Raw genomic sequence first — 13,814 nt, forward strand, 5'->3', positions numbered from 1 at the left:
AATCGTGCGGCGATCCACGCCTAAAGCGACTGCGCACTCAGAGCGCGTCGCACCCAGATTGTTGGCGTAGAAGCCACGGATGCGCCCTTGAAGTTCGGATGCCTGGTCCTCTCGATTGCTAAGTTCTGGCCGGACACTAGCGGATGCCACAAAAGATCCCATTATCCCTTCCTCCCCTCGGTCGCGGGCGCTAGGGCGGCGATAGACGCGCCAACGCTGAACGGAGCGGGCTCTTCGTCAAAGCCGAGGGCCTCTCGAACTGCCTTTTCGGCGCAGTCCAGAATTTCGGCGTCTGTAACCTGCCCAAACTCATTGATGTTATCGACGAGCATCTTTGCCGCTCGCAATGCGCGCTCCACCGTGGCGGGCGCGGGATGCGCGTAGAGGGGGTGGTGCTCCAACTCTGCGAATCTGCCCTCATGCGGGTTGACCATCGCGACCCGCCATCCGCCGCCAGGGTAGCGCCATCGCCAAGCCACCGCCTCATCCCTCGGGCTGGCGTCGCTGGCGAGGGAGGCGTCTTCGCGAAGTGGACTACCCATCAGGTCATGGCGCCTCATATAGTCCACCGCCGCATCGCGGATTTTGAGGCCCGGCGGCATGTTTCGGACCAGCAAGCGGATCAACATCGCCATGTCGTCCACCCGCACCCCGCTCGCGCTCGGAGCCGGCGCTGGGGCGTCGTTGGTCGTGGTCATGGGGCGCTCCACAGGGTCAGAGGGGTGTCGTAGGCGAGCATGAGCGTGTGCCGTGGCTGCCCGTCTTGCGCGACGCCGAAGCAGTGCAGTGGCTTGCCGGCGACTGCGGCTATCCGCACGATGTCACGCCAGCGCTCTCGGAGGGACCGAGGAAGCTTCGACAGCGGTCCCCATGCCGCTATCACAATGTCGGCTTCCTGCATCATCGCGAGGAGGTGGTTGTCGTTCCCCGGCCCGATGGGATCGGAACAGGACCGAAGCTCTCGGACATCGGTGGCGCGGTAGGCGAACTTGTTGCCCTTGATTAGCCTTCCCCAACCGCGCCGCGCGCCGAACCCGATGTCCTTGCGGATCGTCGCGTCGTTTGTGGTCGCGTCAGCGGTGCTGGGATTGACGCCAAGGACGGCGACGGCCGGGCCCGGCCTGCCAAGGTCGCGGTCTAGGCGAAGTCGGAACAGGCCGCATGGAGAGATGATCGCGCTCACATCCGATCCTCCGGCGCTGGGGCAGCGGTGAGGGCGGCGGCTGCGTCTTCGCCGGCATGTAGCCAGCCGAGAAGCTTGCACAGGAACGAGTAGAGCTCACCTTTGTGCCAAAGTTCGTCCTTGACCTTCTCGCCCGCCAGGAACGCGGACCCGGTCCAAGAAGCAAGCTCCTCGCGTTTTTCTCGCCAGCCGGCCGCGTCACCAAGCGCCTGACGAGCCGCCACCACTCCGCTAGCCGGCAAGGCTTCAGGGGATGGGGAGGCGGGCGGTTCGGGAGCCGCAGCGAGCATGGCCTTCCATGCCGGGACACCTGAAACGGCGCCGTGGCCGATAGAGACCATCTGCACGCCCGCGCAGATCATCTCAGGCGTCGGCTCGACAGGCACCAGCCTCCAGCCGGCCACCGTCCCCTGCGCGGCGGGGGTTGAGTGAGGGGTGTCAGCCATTGAAAATCCTCCAATCCTTGAAGTTTTCGGGCAGAGGAATGCGCGCAGCCTTGCAGGCATCGTAGAGCGGGCCATAGCCGCATTCGCCGGCTTCGATCTCGAACGCCCCGCAAGCGTCAATGCTCTCGATCAGGCGGATAAGGGCGTGCCGCAGCTCCTTCGCCCTTGCCGCAGAAGTCGGACGCTTCTTCATAGTCCCGCCTCCCTCTGTTCCGTCCCTGGATCTTTTTTTGTGGCATCCGCGAGGGCGGCAGGGCCGTTCTCCAACGCCCACTGCGCCAGCCATTCGAAACAGCGTCGGAACTCCTGCCAATCGGAGCACATGCGAAGATCGCCGGCCGGGCATTCGAGCCCCGTCAGTTCAAGCCTGTCAGCGAAGGCGCGCCCGTTTTCGATTGCGCCCATCGGGAAGCCTGCATCGGCGCTGCCAGGCTCTGGCCGGAGCCGCGCGGATGCCAGCTCCTGAGAAAGCCTTCCCCCCCTCTCTTCGGAGGCTTTGAGGTCGGCTAGGGCTTCGGCTGCGGAAGTGAGAACAGCAGCGCTCCGGGCGCTTTCGAATAGCGCCCATCGCCGCAGCTCCGACACCAGCTCTGTGTTTCGCCCCTCAGACATCGGAGGCCTCCTTGAGAGCGGCATCGATATGCGTAAGACTCTCCGCCAAAGAGACTTCGGCTACCGTTTCATTGCGATCAGGACCGCGTGCCGAAACGGTAATGACCGTATCGCTAGGTTCGATGTCGAACTGCTCGATCAGGATGCGGAGCCATTCCCGGGCAGATTTCAGTTGCTGCCGAAGCTCAGACATCGGAGGCCTCCCCGGTGGGGGTGGCTTTGGAGAGGGCGGCTTCCAAAAGGGCCATCTGGCCAAACGGGACCAACCAGACCATTTCGCCAGAATCGTCCTGAATGCCTACTGAGCGGCCGTTGCGGGCCTTGTAAGTGCTGGACCTGCTGGCGATGACATCTTTCGCCGCCTCGACCAAATCGGGCGCAGCGGCAGCTAGGTTCGCATTGGCAAACGCCTCTCCCTTCAGAGGGTAGGGCTTGCGGATATGGCCGTGCCAGCTCGTGCTAAGGACGCGGACGCCCTCGGCACTCTCCACATAGTACGTCGTGTCTGTGCGCTTGACCCGCCAAGGCCCCTTCGTATGTCCCCGCTCACCCATGGCGCGCGCTCCTCGGGGAGCCGAGCATAGGGAGCGCTCTTTGGTGAGACTGAACCGACAGAGGCGAACACAGGCGGAACAAAGTGCCGGTAAAGGCCCCTGCTCTATCCGTGCCTACCGTTGTTTTCCAACGGGTTCTGGCGGGAAGCCTCCCTTCACACGGGAGGGGTCACAGGTTCGATCCCTGTATCGCCCACCATTTCTTCCCGGATGTCCCCGCCTCGATTGCGTACTGCCCTGCAGGACGCCGCGCGGGCGCGCGTCATCGCGCTTGGGGAGAGGCTGGATGTCTCCGGAGCCGGCAGTCTGGATCGCCCCCGGCTCCCTTGTTTTCCGCCTGTGCCGCACCACCTCGAATCAAGGATCGCGCCGCCGGGTTTTCAGCAATCTCGCGACGCCGCTCCGTTCGATCGGAGGCGCCGATGCCCGAGCAAGCCGAAGTCGGATTCCATGGGGAGCAGTCCACCCGGCGGGAGTTTCTGTTCCTGGCCACGGCCGCCTTCGGCGTCGTCGGCGCGACCGCGGCATCCTGGCCCATCATCACCTCGCTGGAACCCTCCGCCGATGTGAGGGCAGCGGGCGTGCCGGTTTCCATCGACCTTTCGCAGATCCAGCCGGGTCAGCAGATCTCGTTCTTCTGGCAAGGAAAGCCGATTTTCGTCCTGCGTCGGACCGAGCAGGCTCTCGCCGAGCTGAAGAATCCGGGCCTGCTCGCCCGGCTCGGCGACCCCGACTCCGCGGTCAACCAGCAGCCGGGCTATGCCAGGAACTGGTGCCGGTCGAGCAAGCCCGAATTCATGGTTCTGATCGCCATCTGCACGCATCTGGGCTGCATACCGCTCCCCAAGCCCGATCTGGGCGATCCCACCATGGAAGCTTCCTGGCCGGGAGGCTATTTCTGCCCTTGCCACGGCTCGAAATACGATCTGGCAGGCCGGGTGTTTCGGGGCGTTCCCGCACCGTACAACCTTCCGGTTCCACCCCATCACTACGCCACCGACACGACGCTCGTGGTCGGCGAGAATCCGGCCGGCGACGACTTCTCGCTGTCGTCGATCGAGCAGCTGTAAGGGCGCGTCTCAGCCACCCGCGTTTTCCCCGAACCGCTATCGCGAGACCCGGGCGGCACCGTCGGGCAGCGGCTGGCCGCCTTTCGCGAGACCTGCGAGCTCTTCCTCGACGCGCTGCGCGATCGGCAGGCGGAAATGGAGCGCGTCCCAGTAATTCATATCCTGCGTCGTCACGGGGGAGATGTGGGCATAGTCCACCACGGTCGCGCCGTGACGCCGGGCCAGCCCCGCAATGGCGGTCTTGCAGGCGGCGTAACGCTGCCCCTCCGCGCTGTTCTCGCGCGGGAACGCCGCGACATGCGACGGCGGCAGGACCAGCATCAGGCGGGTCGATTTCGGGTAGGCCGAGATCGTCTCTTCCAGCCAATCGAGAGCCGGGAAGCGCCAGCCTATGCTCTCCGAGATCGGAACCGGCATCCGCGGCAAGGGCGCCAGATCGAGGGGCCGGCCGCCGTTGTTCTGATAGATATGGCTGCGGGCACGGGCGAGATCGTAGCTTTCTTCCGGCGGGGTGAAGACCCCATAGCCGTCGCCGCGCAGGCGCTCGGACGCCAGGCCGAAGCGATAGGCGAGCAGCCGGCCGGCAATCTCGAGATTGGTCAGGTTCATCAGCTTGAGCCAGTCGAACCAGCGCACCTCGCGCGAGAACCAGGCTGGCACCGGCCGCGGCGTGCGCCATTTCGACGGATCGGTCGCGTCGGCCTCGCACCAGTTCGCGTCGAGCCCCCAGATCAGCCAGCGCGGCGCGGCGGTGTGCTGGCGAAACAGGCGTGCGGCCTGCATCTGCTCCCAGGGCGTGGCGGCGTTCATGGCGAGATTGACGAAGCGGGCGCCGAGATCGTGCGACAGCGCCTGCGGGTCGATCAGCCGCATGGTCGAGGTGCCGACGACCGCCGCGTCGAAGGCCCCCGAGCGCACGAGCTGCGGGTACATGTAGCGCTGGTTGATATCCATGATCGGCCGGGCCGCCTGCCCGGCATGAACGCGCATGCCGAACGGGTCGAGCACCGCGACGAAGGCGAGCAGCAACCCGGCGAAGGCGAGCGCCGCCAGCAGGAACCACCGCGACCAGACAATCCAGGCCTTCGCCATCTCGGGCTGTTGCTCCGTCATCCGACCGCCATTCCGGCCGCCGCGTTGCGCGCCTCTTCGCACAGGCAGGCCCTCCCGGACAATCCGCAAGCGATGTCGCGGGCTGGCTGCGACGCGCCGGACATGCGAGAGAAGCCGGCCATGCCTCGGGATCCTCGCCGCCGCCTGCTCCGCCCGACCGGTTGCATCGCCGCCCTGCTCGTCGCGGCGATGGCAGCACTCGCGCCCGCGCCCGCCTTGCCCGAAGAGGTCGCCCTGCCCTCCTCCGGCATCGAGGACGCGCTGTGCCGGCTGATCGACGACGCGGCGCGGACCCACTCCGTACCGGCCGCCTTCCTGACGCGGCTGATCTTCCAGGAATCGAGCTTCCGGCCCGGCGTCACCAGCCCGGCCGGCGCGCAGGGCGTGGCGCAGTTCATGCCGGGCACGGCGCGCGAGCGCGGCCTCATCGATCCCTTCGACCCCGAGCAGGCCGTGCCGAAGGCGGCGCATTTCCTGGCGGAGCTGCGCGACCGCTTCGGCAATTGGGGGCTCGCCGCCGCAGCCTATAATGGCGGGCCAAACCGGGTCGCGGGCTGGCTTGCGGCGCGCAAGGCCAAGCAGAGCCGCTTCCTGCCCTTCGAGACGGAGAATTATGTCGTCGCCGTCACCGGCACCTCCGTCGAGAACTGGGCCGAGGATGCGGAGAACACCGCCAATGGCGACGGGCGCTCGCCGCCGCCGCTCCCGGCCACGCGCGACACGCAGACGGCCTGCGCGCCGACGCTGGTCGCGATCCGCCGCGCGCGTCCGGCCCTGCCGATGATCGCGGAAGCGCCCTTCGCGCCCTGGGGCGTGCAGCTCGCCGGCAATTTCTCGAAATCAAGGGCGCTCGCTTCCTTCCAGCGGGCCGGAGCGCGCCACCGCAGCATCATCGGCGATCTGCAGCCCATGGTGATCGGCACGCGCCTGCGCAGCCGCGGGACGCGCGCCTTCTACCGTGTCCGCCTGCCGGCCGCGACACGGGCCGCGGCGACGGCGCTGTGCCGGCGCATCCAGGCCGATCGGGGCGCCTGCGTCGTGTTGAGGAGCTGATTCGCGACCTTCACCGGTGCGCGATGTTGCAGACGCGCAACGCGGCAAAGCAAAGCTAACCCGCTCTCATCGATGTGATGGCGGCGCAATTGCACGGCCCAAATGAGTCTGACAGGACATTGAGGAGACGTTGACTTTTCCGTGTCAACTTCGTGCCCAGCGCCACCGACCGCCCGAGGTTCATCCGATGCTCCGCTCCACCCGTCTGGCCGTGCTTGCCGGCCTTGGCCTGCTCGCTCTGGGCACCGCTGCCCGAGCCGAAATCGACCCGCTGACGCGTCAGCCGCTGGTCACCTATGTCGATCCGGCGAAGGCCCAGGCCACCGCCATTCCGCGTGAAATCGTCAGCTACCCGACCAAGCAGCGGCCGGGCACGATCGTGGTCGATACCAACGAGCGCCGCCTCTATTACGTGCTGCCCGACGGCAAGGCCGTGCGCTACGGCGTCGGCGTCGGCCGCCCGGGCTTCGACTGGTCGGGCGCGCACGCCATCACGCGCAAGGCCGAATGGCCTGGCTGGACGCCGCCGGCCTCCATGCTGAAGCGCCGCCCCGACCTGCCGCGCCACATGGCCGGCGGCCCGGACAACCCGCTCGGCGCCCGCGCCCTCTATCTCGGCTCGACGCTCTACCGCATCCACGGCTCGAACGAGCCGGAGACGATCGGGCAGGCCGTCTCCTCGGGCTGCATCCGCATGCTGAACGACGACGTCATCGACCTCTACGAGCGTGCCAAGGTCGGCACCCGCGTCGTCGTGGCGCGCTGAGCCGCCGATCCGCGATCACGTGAAAAGGCCGGCGGCGACGCCGGCCTTTTTCATTTGCGCAGGCGCCGCCCTCATCCCGGCCAATGGCACGCCTCCGGATGGCTGCCCCTCGGGGATGAGGTGGCCCGAGAATAGGCGCTGTGTGTAAGGGCGAGGATAAGTTTGCGGCAAGGCTCGCTTTCGGCTCTTAGCGGTCTTTGCGCTTCCGGCCCGGCCCGGTTTTTCCGGGAACAGTTTTACCGTATTCCTCCCACCAGACCGCCAGCGCGGCCATCGTCGGGCCGAGCGCCAGCGCCTTTTCCGTAATCGCGTACTCCACCCGTGGCGGCACCTCGGCGAAGACCGTGCGCGTGACGAGTCCGTCCGCCTCCAGCTCGCGCAACTGGGCCGTCAGCATGTGCTGCGTGATCCCCGCGATGGCCTTCCGCAACTCGCCGAAGCGATGCATCCGCTGATGAAGGAGCCACATGATCTCCAGCTTCCACTTCCCGGACAGCATCGCGAAGGCGCGCCGCATCTCGTCCTGCATCGTGGAGACGTCTCGGCCCATGGTCATCTTTTCCATACTAGGCGTTCGTAATTCATCCTACTTGCTGAATTTCATATAGCCATCCATTTTCGATCTATCGACAAGCGGCCGTCGCTTCCGACCGCTCCTCCTCACTCCATCAGAACGCGCCGCCGCGTGCGGCGATCGAGAACGCATGTCCGCACAATTCATCTATTGGGTCAGCACCGCGCTCCTCGCGGCGCTCTACCTCTCTTCCGCCGCCCTCTACATGATCAAGGGTGCCTGGGTCCGGGAGACCATCCTGGGTCTTGGATACCCCGCCTATCTCGTTCGGTTCATGATCGTCGTGAAGGTGCTCGCGCCGATCGCGATCCTTTCCCGGTTCAACGTCCCGCTCAGCGATCTCGCCTATGCCGGCATCCTGTTCCACCTGATCCTGTCCGGCCTCGCCCATATCGGCGTCGGCAAGCCGAAAGGCGCCGTGCCTGCGGTGGTGGGCCTCGCGCTGCTAGCAGGATCATTCCTCACCCAGAACGCCGCCCGGGAGACGCCCTCTCCCTACGGTGGCCCCATCATCGACAGCCGGCAGTGACCACGATACCGTTCCTCTCGGTCACCACGGTCTTCGCGGCGCTGTTCCTGCTCGCGCTGGTCTGTCTCTCGGTGCCGGTCTCCGTCCGGCGAGCCCGCATCGGGGTGCTCGTCGGCGAAGGCGACGACGTCCTGCTACGCCGCCTCATCCGCGCGCACGGCAACTTCGTCGAATATGCCCCCCTCGGCCTGATCGGGCTTGGGCTCGTCGAGGCGGCCGCTGCACCCCTATGGCTCGTTATCTCGATCGGCAGCGCGCTTCTCGTCGGGAGGATCGCGCATGCGATCGGGATGTGGCGCGACACCGCCGAGCTTCGAGGAATCGGCATCGCGCTGACGCATCTAAGCGTCTTGGTTCTGGCCGGGACGTTGATCGCAAAGATTGTGTCGGGATAGCTCTCGGTTGGCAAAAGCCTGAGAGATACTTGTGTCCGCTTTCGACCCTAAGCAGACATCTCGGAAAGGCATCTTGCCGTCAGTCACGTGCCTCGTGCGGACATTGAGCCCACCCAGACCGGACGCCCTGCGCTCATGGGACAAATGATCGATCCTCGATCCTACGCGACCTCTCCGAGCGCTTGGTGGAGTGCGGGCGCCACGGCTTCGCCCAAGCCTGTCACACTGTCAGAACCAGGGGACAATGGTCCGAGACTTCGGGCTCGGCGACCACGGTGAAGTCCGTCACCTCCACGTGCCCGTTGACAAGCATATAATCGGCGAATTTTCCGGCTTTCGAATAGTGAGACGTGCGGGTGCTGCCGAACCCCCGTGCGGTGACGAGATCAGCCAAACCGATGCGGCCGAGGATCTCGAACGTTTGGCTCCCAGGATCGACGTTGAAGTCTCCACAGACGACGACAGGATCGCCTGGTTCCGCGATCTGCTGAACGAGTTCCGCCAGCCGGTTGGCTTGCGCGATCCTTTCGGGAGTATCGCCCTTTCCTCCGAGGTCGCGTAAGCCATGCATGTGGGCAACGCAGATGAACCGCGCCTTCTCGAAATCGAAAACCCGGACGACATGGGCGCTTCGGGACCTCGGGTGCTCGCCATAGCCATAAGGGGAGAAGGCTTTGTGGACGAAGCCTTGCACCTGTCCTGTGATCGGCAGCGTGCGGCGCACGAATGTTGCTAGGCCCCACTGTGACGGAATGGATGTCTCTCCATCCCAGAGCATCCCTTGCGCTGCCGGGCAGAAGATGGGCGTGTGGTCCGGGAGAGCCCGCGCAACATCGCGAAACATGTTCGCTCGTTGCGGGAGAATGTGGCTTCCGTCTCGATAGGTCAGCCACTCTTTCGTGGTCTCGGGGCTGTGCACCACCTCCTGCAGGCAGAGGATGTCGGGAGATGACGCCTCCAGATAGGCGATGAGCGGCGCATGGAGCTTCCCGCCCCAGCCGTTTAGACACATGATCTTCATCTATCAGCCTTGAGCCTCGACTGTTCCATGCCGGAGGGATTGTAGCGGCGGCAATGGTTCGGGATCGATAGCCTCGCGGCAAGTTGGATCACCTTGCGGCAAAAGCCGACCTTGTCGTCTTGCCCGAAAACGGAGGCTGGCGGCGCCGGGGCGAGGCGTCCGCTCCCGACCCAGCTCGGACGTTCCTGCGGGTTCTGTTCGGCTAGCTCAGAGCAGCTTCCGCAACTCGAAAGGAGCGATAGGTGGGAAGTAGATGCAGTCGAGAGCGTCGAAAATCACATCAAACACGCTGCTAGCTTCGCGGGCGAAGGCTAGCGCCGCGTCACGCCGATCATCCCTCACCCGCGTGCCTAGCGTGCAATGAGGTTTCCATGTCCCGGGCCGGTAGTGCGGACGACATGAGGCGGGGTGGATGGCTGCGTGGATTGCCTCGTGGATGTCCCGCAAGACTGCACTGAAACGGGGCGACGCCCATAGAACCATCGGCGGCCCATCAAAGCTGCAAATGGCATCAAAGGTCAGCGTGACCGGGCGCAGGTTTTTGCTGGCTTGATCGAGCGCGTCTCGAACCTCGGCCTCTCGCACCGTTTCATCATCGTAGATGGCCAGAGTGACGTGGGGCGGGTAGCCAAGGAGGGCCATTGAGGGATGGTCCTCGAACCGCTGAACATCATTCCACAGCGCGCGAACGCTGTCCGCGCTCGGATGATCGCTCCTAAGTGAAATAGCGAACCCCATACTTCGGCTCCCCCGCCAAATTTCTCACCAATCAAAGATCCGCTTCCGACCCAGAACTGTCTCTCCTCACGCCGCCTTCGCCACCCCTAGCGCCGCCTCTCCCGCGACAGCCCCTTCTCGGCCAGAGCGGCCTCATACGCCTTCATCTTCTCCCCGGCCTGCTCGCCGAGCTCGCGCAGATAGTCCCAGGCATAGATGCCGGTGTCGTGCATGTCGTCGAAGCCGAGCCTGACCGCATAGTGCCCGACAGGCTCGACACGCAGGATCTCGACCTCGGCCTTGCCGGGAACGATGGTCTTCTGGCTGGGATGATGGCCCTGGACCTCGGCCGAAGGGCTCTCGACGCGCAGCAGCTCGGCCGGCAGCGCGAAGCTCGCGCCGTCGTCGAAGGTGACGTGGAGGGTCCGGCGGTCCTTGGCGAGGCGGATCTCGGTCGGCCAGGATGACATGATCGTGCAGTTCCTCATCGCCATGCGCGGCAGCCATGCGCTTGACCTTCAGCGCATCGATGCCAATGTCTCGCTATAGCAATGTGAAGAAGCGTCCGCATCCAGCGCGGAGCGGCGCCGCATCCGGAGTTGAGGCAGACGTGCTGCTCGACGACATGAAACCGCTGACGCGGTCGCCCCTGGTCGATCCGTTCGGCCGCACGATTTCCTATCTGCGCATCTCGGTGACGGATCGCTGCGATTTTCGCTGTGTCTATTGCATGGCCGAGAACATGCAGTTCCTGCCCCGCAAGGAATTGCTGACGCTCGAGGAGCTCGACCGGATCGCCACCGCCTTCGTCGCCCGCGGCACGCGCAAGCTCAGGCTCACCGGCGGCGAGCCGCTGGTGCGCCGCGACATCATGAGCCTGTTCCGCTCGCTCTCGCGCCATCTCACCTCGGGCGCGCTCGACGAATTGACGCTGACCACCAATGGCTCGCTGCTGCACAAATATGCCGACGAGCTCGCCGGCTACGGGGTGCGGCGCATCAACGTCTCGCTCGACACGCTCGACGCCGACAAGTTCCGCGAGATCACCCGGCGCGGCGATCTCAGCGTGGTGCTCGCCGGCATCGAGGCGGCGCGCAAGGCCGGCATGCGGGTCAAGATCAATGCGGTCGCGCTCAAGGGCGTCAATGACGACGAGATCGAAGAGCTGATGCTCTGGTCGCACGGCCTCGGCATGGACCTCACCCTGATCGAGGTGATGCCGATGGGCGAGATCGAGGCCGGGCGCATCGATCAATACCTGCCGCTCTCGGTGGTGCGCGGGCGCCTGATGGACAAGTACTCCCTCGTCGACGATCCCTACCGCACCGGCGGGCCGGCGCGCTATGTCCGCGTCAAGGAGACCGGCGGGCTCGTCGGCTTCATCACGCCGCTGACGCATAATTTCTGCGAGAGCTGCAACCGCGTGCGCCTGACCTGCACCGGCACGCTCTATATGTGCCTGGGCCAGGAGGACGCCGCCGATCTGCGCGCCGCCGTGCGCGCGTCGAAGGACGACGCCCTGCTCTTCCGCACCATGGACGAAGCGATCGCGCGCAAGCCCAAGGGCCATGATTTCGTCATCGACCGCCGCCATGCGCGCCCCGCGGTCGGCCGCCATATGAGCGTGACCGGCGGCTGAGCAGGGCACGCCCCTGCCCTTCCCTTGACCGGCCGGGCGAATGCGGTAACCGTCGTGGCCATGGCGGGTCGGTTGCGTTCGATACTCAGGACAATGATGGGTCGGCTGCGGGCGGCCGGAAGCGCGCTTTACGAAGCCGCATGCCAGACGCATGCCGCGCGACTGGCGACCATGGCGGCGCGGCTGCGGCGCGAGACGCCACTCGTCGCCATCCTCATCGCCGCGATCCTGCTCTTCTGCCTCCATCTCGGCTGGGCGACCGGTCGCAGCGTCCATGCGGTGCTCTCGCCGGCATCCCCGACCGGAATCGGCGCCACGCTCGCCGGCCTCGTTGTCGGGCTCGCCGTGATCGAGCTTGCCGCCGCCTTCGCGATCACGCTGATGACCGCCGGGCTGCAGCTCGCCTACGACACCGGCCGGCATTGCATGCTCGCGCTCCTCGTCGTCGCCAGCGCCTTTGCCCTGCTCGGGCTGGGCTGGCGGCTCTGGGAAACGAGCCCCGCCGCCATCGCCGGCGCGATCCTGCCGGCGCTGGGGGCAGCCGGGCTCGTCGTGCTGACGCTCTGGTTCGAGCGCGCCTATCTGCGGCCGGCCTATCCCGGCTTCCGTGACTTCTGGGTGGATGTCGTCGATGCCCGCCATTTCCTGATGCGGTCCGCCCATGGCGAATGAGAACGGCAGCGGCGAGCCCCATCGGCGCGAGGCCATCGCGCCGATCACGGCGCATCATCTCGCGGAATCCGTGAAGGCCGGCCATCACGGCGCCAGCGACGCGGTCGAGAACCAGCCGCCGGCCCATGCGACGATGCTGTCGCAGACCGAGCAGACGCTGGTCGCGCGGGCCCGCGAGCATTTCAACGCGATCCGGCAGGAGGCGGCAGCGAGCCTCAACGCGCTCCAGGCCGAGATCGCGAGCCGGCGCGAATTGTTCACCCAGCAGCGCTTCGAGGGCCGCGTGCGCAGCATCGAGGCTGCGATGCGCGCGATGCTGAACAAGCATGGCAGCGAGTTGGAGCAGCGCGTCTACGACGCGCTCAGGGCCAAGCGCGAATACGCCTTCTTCAATTACGAGAACAAGCGCCGCGCCGACCCCAAGCTCGACAAATGGCAGTTCATCCTGTTCTTCCTGGTCGTGCCGCTGGTGATCGAGAGCCTGCTCAACGGCAATTTCTTCGCCGAGGCCAGCGATTTCGGCCTCGTCGGCGGCGCGGCGACGGCGGTCATCATCTCGGCGCTCAACATCGCGCTCGGCTTCTTCATGGGGGTGGGGCCGGCGCGCTACTGCCAGCATGTGAAGAGCTCGCATCTGTTCTGGGCGCTGCCGGCCTATGCCGGGATGATCGCGCTGATCGTGCTGTTCAACCTCGCCGTCGGCCATTATCGGGAGATGCTGATCGCCAATCCCGATGCGCGCTCCTTCCAGGTGATGCCGCGCATGCTGGAGAACCCGTTCGCGATCTACGACCTCAAATCGGTCGCGCTCGTCATCATCGGCTGCATCGTCGCCTTCGTCTCGGCGACCAAGGGCTATTCGGCCTTCGGCAGCTATCCCGGCCATGCCGCCGCCTACAAGCGCTGGCGCCAGCGCTGGAGCGCGGTCGAGGAAGAAAGGCGCCGGCTCGATGTCGAGTTGCTGCCGGAGATGGAGGCGCTCAGGACGCAGGTCGACGGCTTCCGCGAGGAATGCCGCGACGAGCTCGGCAAGCTGCAATCCTTCAAGGCCAGGGCCGAGAAGGCGCGCGACCTCCACATCTCCCGCCTCGGGCAGCTTCGCGCCGCCAAGGACGCGGCGATGATGCAATATCGCGAGGCCAATCTGCGCGTTCGGACCGACCTGCCGCCGGCCTATTTCTCCCAATCGCTCAACCTTACCGAGATCGACCAGCCCGGCGAATTGCCGGAATACACCGCCGCGCGCCGACAGATCGAGGATTTCGAGCGGCAGCTCGGATCGATGCCGGCACTGATCGAGGCGACGCTGAAGGACCGGCTCGTGCTCCTGCGCGGCATCGACCTCGCCGGCGAGGTCGAGCAGGTCAAGCTGCGCGCGGCACAGGCCGGGCGCGAAGCCTTCGAGCGTGACGAGGCGGCGCAGAAGCAGGCGGCCGAGGAATTCGCCGCCATGCCGCGCTAGGTTTGCCG

20 protein-coding genes are annotated in these 13,814 nt (G+C 65.8%); 8 read left to right on the forward strand and 12 right to left on the reverse strand.

Annotation, left to right across the window (positions count from 1 at the left end; translation table 11 throughout):
- Nucleotides 1-161: 161 nt before the first annotated feature.
- From IED13_RS01140 to IED13_RS01170, 7 genes are read right to left on the reverse strand one after another with little or no spacing between them, the layout of a single operon-like run.
- On the reverse strand, nt 162-698 hold the full coding sequence (locus IED13_RS01140; protein WP_191123100.1) for a hypothetical protein: 537 nt from the start codon (nt 696-698) through the stop codon (nt 162-164).
- The gene (locus IED13_RS01145; protein WP_191123101.1) at nt 695-1,183 is read right to left on the reverse strand and encodes a DUF1643 domain-containing protein; all 489 of its coding nucleotides are present in this window, start codon (nt 1,181-1,183) and stop codon (nt 695-697) included. Before IED13_RS01145 ends, IED13_RS01140 begins: the two co-directional genes overlap by 4 nt.
- Nucleotides 1,180-1,629 carry a hypothetical protein gene (locus IED13_RS01150; protein ID WP_191123102.1) on the reverse strand — a complete coding sequence of 150 codons (450 nt, stop codon included), beginning with the start codon at nt 1,627-1,629 and terminating at the stop codon, nt 1,180-1,182. Before IED13_RS01150 ends, IED13_RS01145 begins: the two co-directional genes overlap by 4 nt.
- Complete coding sequence (locus IED13_RS01155) at nt 1,622-1,822, reverse strand: hypothetical protein (protein ID WP_191123103.1); 201 nt, start codon at nt 1,820-1,822, stop codon at nt 1,622-1,624. The genes IED13_RS01150 and IED13_RS01155 overlap by 8 nt, the downstream gene beginning before the upstream one ends.
- Nucleotides 1,819-2,241 carry a hypothetical protein gene (locus tag IED13_RS01160; protein WP_191123104.1) on the reverse strand — a complete coding sequence of 141 codons (423 nt, stop codon included), beginning with the start codon at nt 2,239-2,241 and terminating at the stop codon, nt 1,819-1,821. The genes IED13_RS01155 and IED13_RS01160 overlap by 4 nt, the downstream gene beginning before the upstream one ends.
- Nucleotides 2,234-2,434: a hypothetical protein gene (locus IED13_RS01165; protein ID WP_191123105.1), complete on the reverse strand. Its 201-nt coding sequence runs from the start codon at nt 2,432-2,434 to the stop codon at nt 2,234-2,236. Before IED13_RS01165 ends, IED13_RS01160 begins: the two co-directional genes overlap by 8 nt.
- On the reverse strand, nt 2,427-2,795 hold the full coding sequence (locus IED13_RS01170; RefSeq protein ID WP_191123106.1) for a hypothetical protein: 369 nt from the start codon (nt 2,793-2,795) through the stop codon (nt 2,427-2,429). Before IED13_RS01170 ends, IED13_RS01165 begins: the two co-directional genes overlap by 8 nt.
- 422 nt (nt 2,796-3,217) lie before the next feature.
- Here IED13_RS01170 and petA point away from each other — a divergent pair, with 422 nt between their 5' ends.
- Nucleotides 3,218-3,865 (forward strand): ubiquinol-cytochrome c reductase iron-sulfur subunit, encoded by a 648-nt coding sequence (gene petA, locus IED13_RS01175; protein ID WP_112764073.1) that lies wholly within the window; start codon nt 3,218-3,220, stop codon nt 3,863-3,865.
- Between the two features lie 36 nt (nt 3,866-3,901).
- On the opposite strand, the gene IED13_RS01180 is transcribed toward petA, so the two are convergent.
- Nucleotides 3,902-4,978, reverse strand: coding sequence for a hypothetical protein (locus IED13_RS01180; protein WP_191123107.1), 1,077 nt, complete (start codon nt 4,976-4,978; stop codon nt 3,902-3,904).
- 120 nt (nt 4,979-5,098) lie between these two features.
- Between IED13_RS01180 and IED13_RS01185 the strand changes: the two genes are divergently transcribed.
- Nucleotides 5,099-6,031 (forward strand): lytic transglycosylase domain-containing protein, encoded by a 933-nt coding sequence (locus IED13_RS01185; protein WP_404801872.1) that lies wholly within the window; start codon nt 5,099-5,101, stop codon nt 6,029-6,031.
- Nucleotides 6,032-6,218: 187 nt separating this feature from the next.
- The gene (locus tag IED13_RS01190) at nt 6,219-6,797 is read left to right on the forward strand and encodes a L,D-transpeptidase (protein WP_133561724.1); all 579 of its coding nucleotides are present in this window, start codon (nt 6,219-6,221) and stop codon (nt 6,795-6,797) included.
- Nucleotides 6,798-6,984: 187 nt separating this feature from the next.
- Here IED13_RS01190 and IED13_RS01195 read toward each other — a convergent pair whose 3' ends face one another.
- The gene (locus IED13_RS01195) at nt 6,985-7,362 is read right to left on the reverse strand and encodes a winged helix-turn-helix transcriptional regulator (protein WP_404801873.1); all 378 of its coding nucleotides are present in this window, start codon (nt 7,360-7,362) and stop codon (nt 6,985-6,987) included.
- A 139-nt stretch (nt 7,363-7,501) separates the two neighbouring features.
- Between IED13_RS01195 and IED13_RS01200 the strand changes: the two genes are divergently transcribed.
- Together IED13_RS01200 and IED13_RS01205 are read left to right on the forward strand one after the other, a co-directional pair.
- The gene (locus tag IED13_RS01200; RefSeq protein ID WP_191123108.1) at nt 7,502-7,900 is read left to right on the forward strand and encodes a DoxX family protein; all 399 of its coding nucleotides are present in this window, start codon (nt 7,502-7,504) and stop codon (nt 7,898-7,900) included.
- The gene (locus IED13_RS01205) at nt 7,897-8,295 is read left to right on the forward strand and encodes an MAPEG family protein (protein ID WP_260368256.1); all 399 of its coding nucleotides are present in this window, start codon (nt 7,897-7,899) and stop codon (nt 8,293-8,295) included. The genes IED13_RS01200 and IED13_RS01205 overlap by 4 nt, the downstream gene beginning before the upstream one ends.
- Before the next feature lie 220 nt (nt 8,296-8,515).
- On the opposite strand, the gene IED13_RS01210 is transcribed toward IED13_RS01205, so the two are convergent.
- The 3 genes from IED13_RS01210 to IED13_RS01220 all read right to left on the reverse strand — a co-directional run bounded on the left by IED13_RS01210 (nt 8,516) and on the right by IED13_RS01220 (nt 10,506).
- Nucleotides 8,516-9,316: an endonuclease/exonuclease/phosphatase family protein gene (locus tag IED13_RS01210; protein WP_191123109.1), complete on the reverse strand. Its 801-nt coding sequence runs from the start codon at nt 9,314-9,316 to the stop codon at nt 8,516-8,518.
- Nucleotides 9,317-9,523: 207 nt separating this feature from the next.
- Nucleotides 9,524-10,054 carry a 2'-5' RNA ligase family protein gene (locus IED13_RS01215; protein ID WP_191123110.1) on the reverse strand — a complete coding sequence of 177 codons (531 nt, stop codon included), beginning with the start codon at nt 10,052-10,054 and terminating at the stop codon, nt 9,524-9,526.
- A gap of 86 nt (nt 10,055-10,140) precedes the next feature.
- A complete protein-coding gene (locus tag IED13_RS01220) occupies nt 10,141-10,506 on the reverse strand; it encodes a gamma-butyrobetaine hydroxylase family protein (RefSeq protein ID WP_112764212.1) in 366 nt (121 codons plus the stop codon).
- Between the two features lie 152 nt (nt 10,507-10,658).
- Here IED13_RS01220 and moaA point away from each other — a divergent pair, with 152 nt between their 5' ends.
- The 3 genes from moaA (at nt 10,659) to IED13_RS01235 (ending at nt 13,806) form a co-directional block, all read left to right on the forward strand.
- On the forward strand, nt 10,659-11,672 hold the full coding sequence (gene moaA, locus IED13_RS01225; RefSeq protein ID WP_191123300.1) for a GTP 3',8-cyclase MoaA: 1,014 nt from the start codon (nt 10,659-10,661) through the stop codon (nt 11,670-11,672).
- A gap of 93 nt (nt 11,673-11,765) precedes the next feature.
- Nucleotides 11,766-12,344 (forward strand): hypothetical protein, encoded by a 579-nt coding sequence (locus IED13_RS01230; RefSeq protein ID WP_038361760.1) that lies wholly within the window; start codon nt 11,766-11,768, stop codon nt 12,342-12,344.
- The gene (locus IED13_RS01235) at nt 12,334-13,806 is read left to right on the forward strand and encodes a hypothetical protein (RefSeq protein WP_191123111.1); all 1,473 of its coding nucleotides are present in this window, start codon (nt 12,334-12,336) and stop codon (nt 13,804-13,806) included. Before IED13_RS01230 ends, IED13_RS01235 begins: the two co-directional genes overlap by 11 nt.
- The last annotated feature ends 8 nt before the right edge of the window (nt 13,807-13,814 follow it).

This window comes from Allobosea spartocytisi (assembly GCF_014764685.1).
Classification (GTDB): domain Bacteria; phylum Pseudomonadota; class Alphaproteobacteria; order Rhizobiales; family Beijerinckiaceae; genus Allobosea; species Allobosea spartocytisi.

Excerpts from the sequence above, each read along its gene's own strand:
- IED13_RS01230 (WP_038361760.1), top strand. The coding sequence starts at position 11,766 with ATGATGGGTCGGCTGCGGGCGGCCGGAAGCGCGCTTTACGAAGCCGCA.
- moaA (WP_191123300.1), top strand. The coding sequence starts at position 10,659 with ATGAAACCGCTGACGCGGTCGCCCCTGGTCGATCCGTTCGGCCGCACG.
- IED13_RS01185 (WP_404801872.1), top strand. The coding sequence starts at position 5,099 with ATGCCTCGGGATCCTCGCCGCCGCCTGCTCCGCCCGACCGGTTGCATC.
- petA (WP_112764073.1), top strand. The coding sequence starts at position 3,218 with ATGCCCGAGCAAGCCGAAGTCGGATTCCATGGGGAGCAGTCCACCCGG.
- IED13_RS01150 (WP_191123102.1), bottom strand. The coding sequence starts at position 1,629 with ATGGCTGACACCCCTCACTCAACCCCCGCCGCGCAGGGGACGGTGGCC.
- IED13_RS01170 (WP_191123106.1), bottom strand. The coding sequence starts at position 2,795 with ATGGGTGAGCGGGGACATACGAAGGGGCCTTGGCGGGTCAAGCGCACA.
- IED13_RS01140 (WP_191123100.1), bottom strand. The coding sequence starts at position 698 with ATGACCACGACCAACGACGCCCCAGCGCCGGCTCCGAGCGCGAGCGGG.
- IED13_RS01155 (WP_191123103.1), bottom strand. The coding sequence starts at position 1,822 with ATGAAGAAGCGTCCGACTTCTGCGGCAAGGGCGAAGGAGCTGCGGCAC.
- IED13_RS01195 (WP_404801873.1), bottom strand. The coding sequence starts at position 7,362 with ATGGAAAAGATGACCATGGGCCGAGACGTCTCCACGATGCAGGACGAG.
- IED13_RS01235 (WP_191123111.1), top strand. The coding sequence starts at position 12,334 with ATGGCGAATGAGAACGGCAGCGGCGAGCCCCATCGGCGCGAGGCCATC.
- IED13_RS01160 (WP_191123104.1), bottom strand. The coding sequence starts at position 2,241 with ATGTCTGAGGGGCGAAACACAGAGCTGGTGTCGGAGCTGCGGCGATGG.
- IED13_RS01215 (WP_191123110.1), bottom strand. The coding sequence starts at position 10,054 with ATGGGGTTCGCTATTTCACTTAGGAGCGATCATCCGAGCGCGGACAGC.
- IED13_RS01210 (WP_191123109.1), bottom strand. The coding sequence starts at position 9,316 with ATGAAGATCATGTGTCTAAACGGCTGGGGCGGGAAGCTCCATGCGCCG.
- IED13_RS01200 (WP_191123108.1), top strand. The coding sequence starts at position 7,502 with ATGTCCGCACAATTCATCTATTGGGTCAGCACCGCGCTCCTCGCGGCG.
- IED13_RS01180 (WP_191123107.1), bottom strand. The coding sequence starts at position 4,978 with ATGACGGAGCAACAGCCCGAGATGGCGAAGGCCTGGATTGTCTGGTCG.
- IED13_RS01165 (WP_191123105.1), bottom strand. The coding sequence starts at position 2,434 with ATGTCTGAGCTTCGGCAGCAACTGAAATCTGCCCGGGAATGGCTCCGC.
- IED13_RS01190 (WP_133561724.1), top strand. The coding sequence starts at position 6,219 with ATGCTCCGCTCCACCCGTCTGGCCGTGCTTGCCGGCCTTGGCCTGCTC.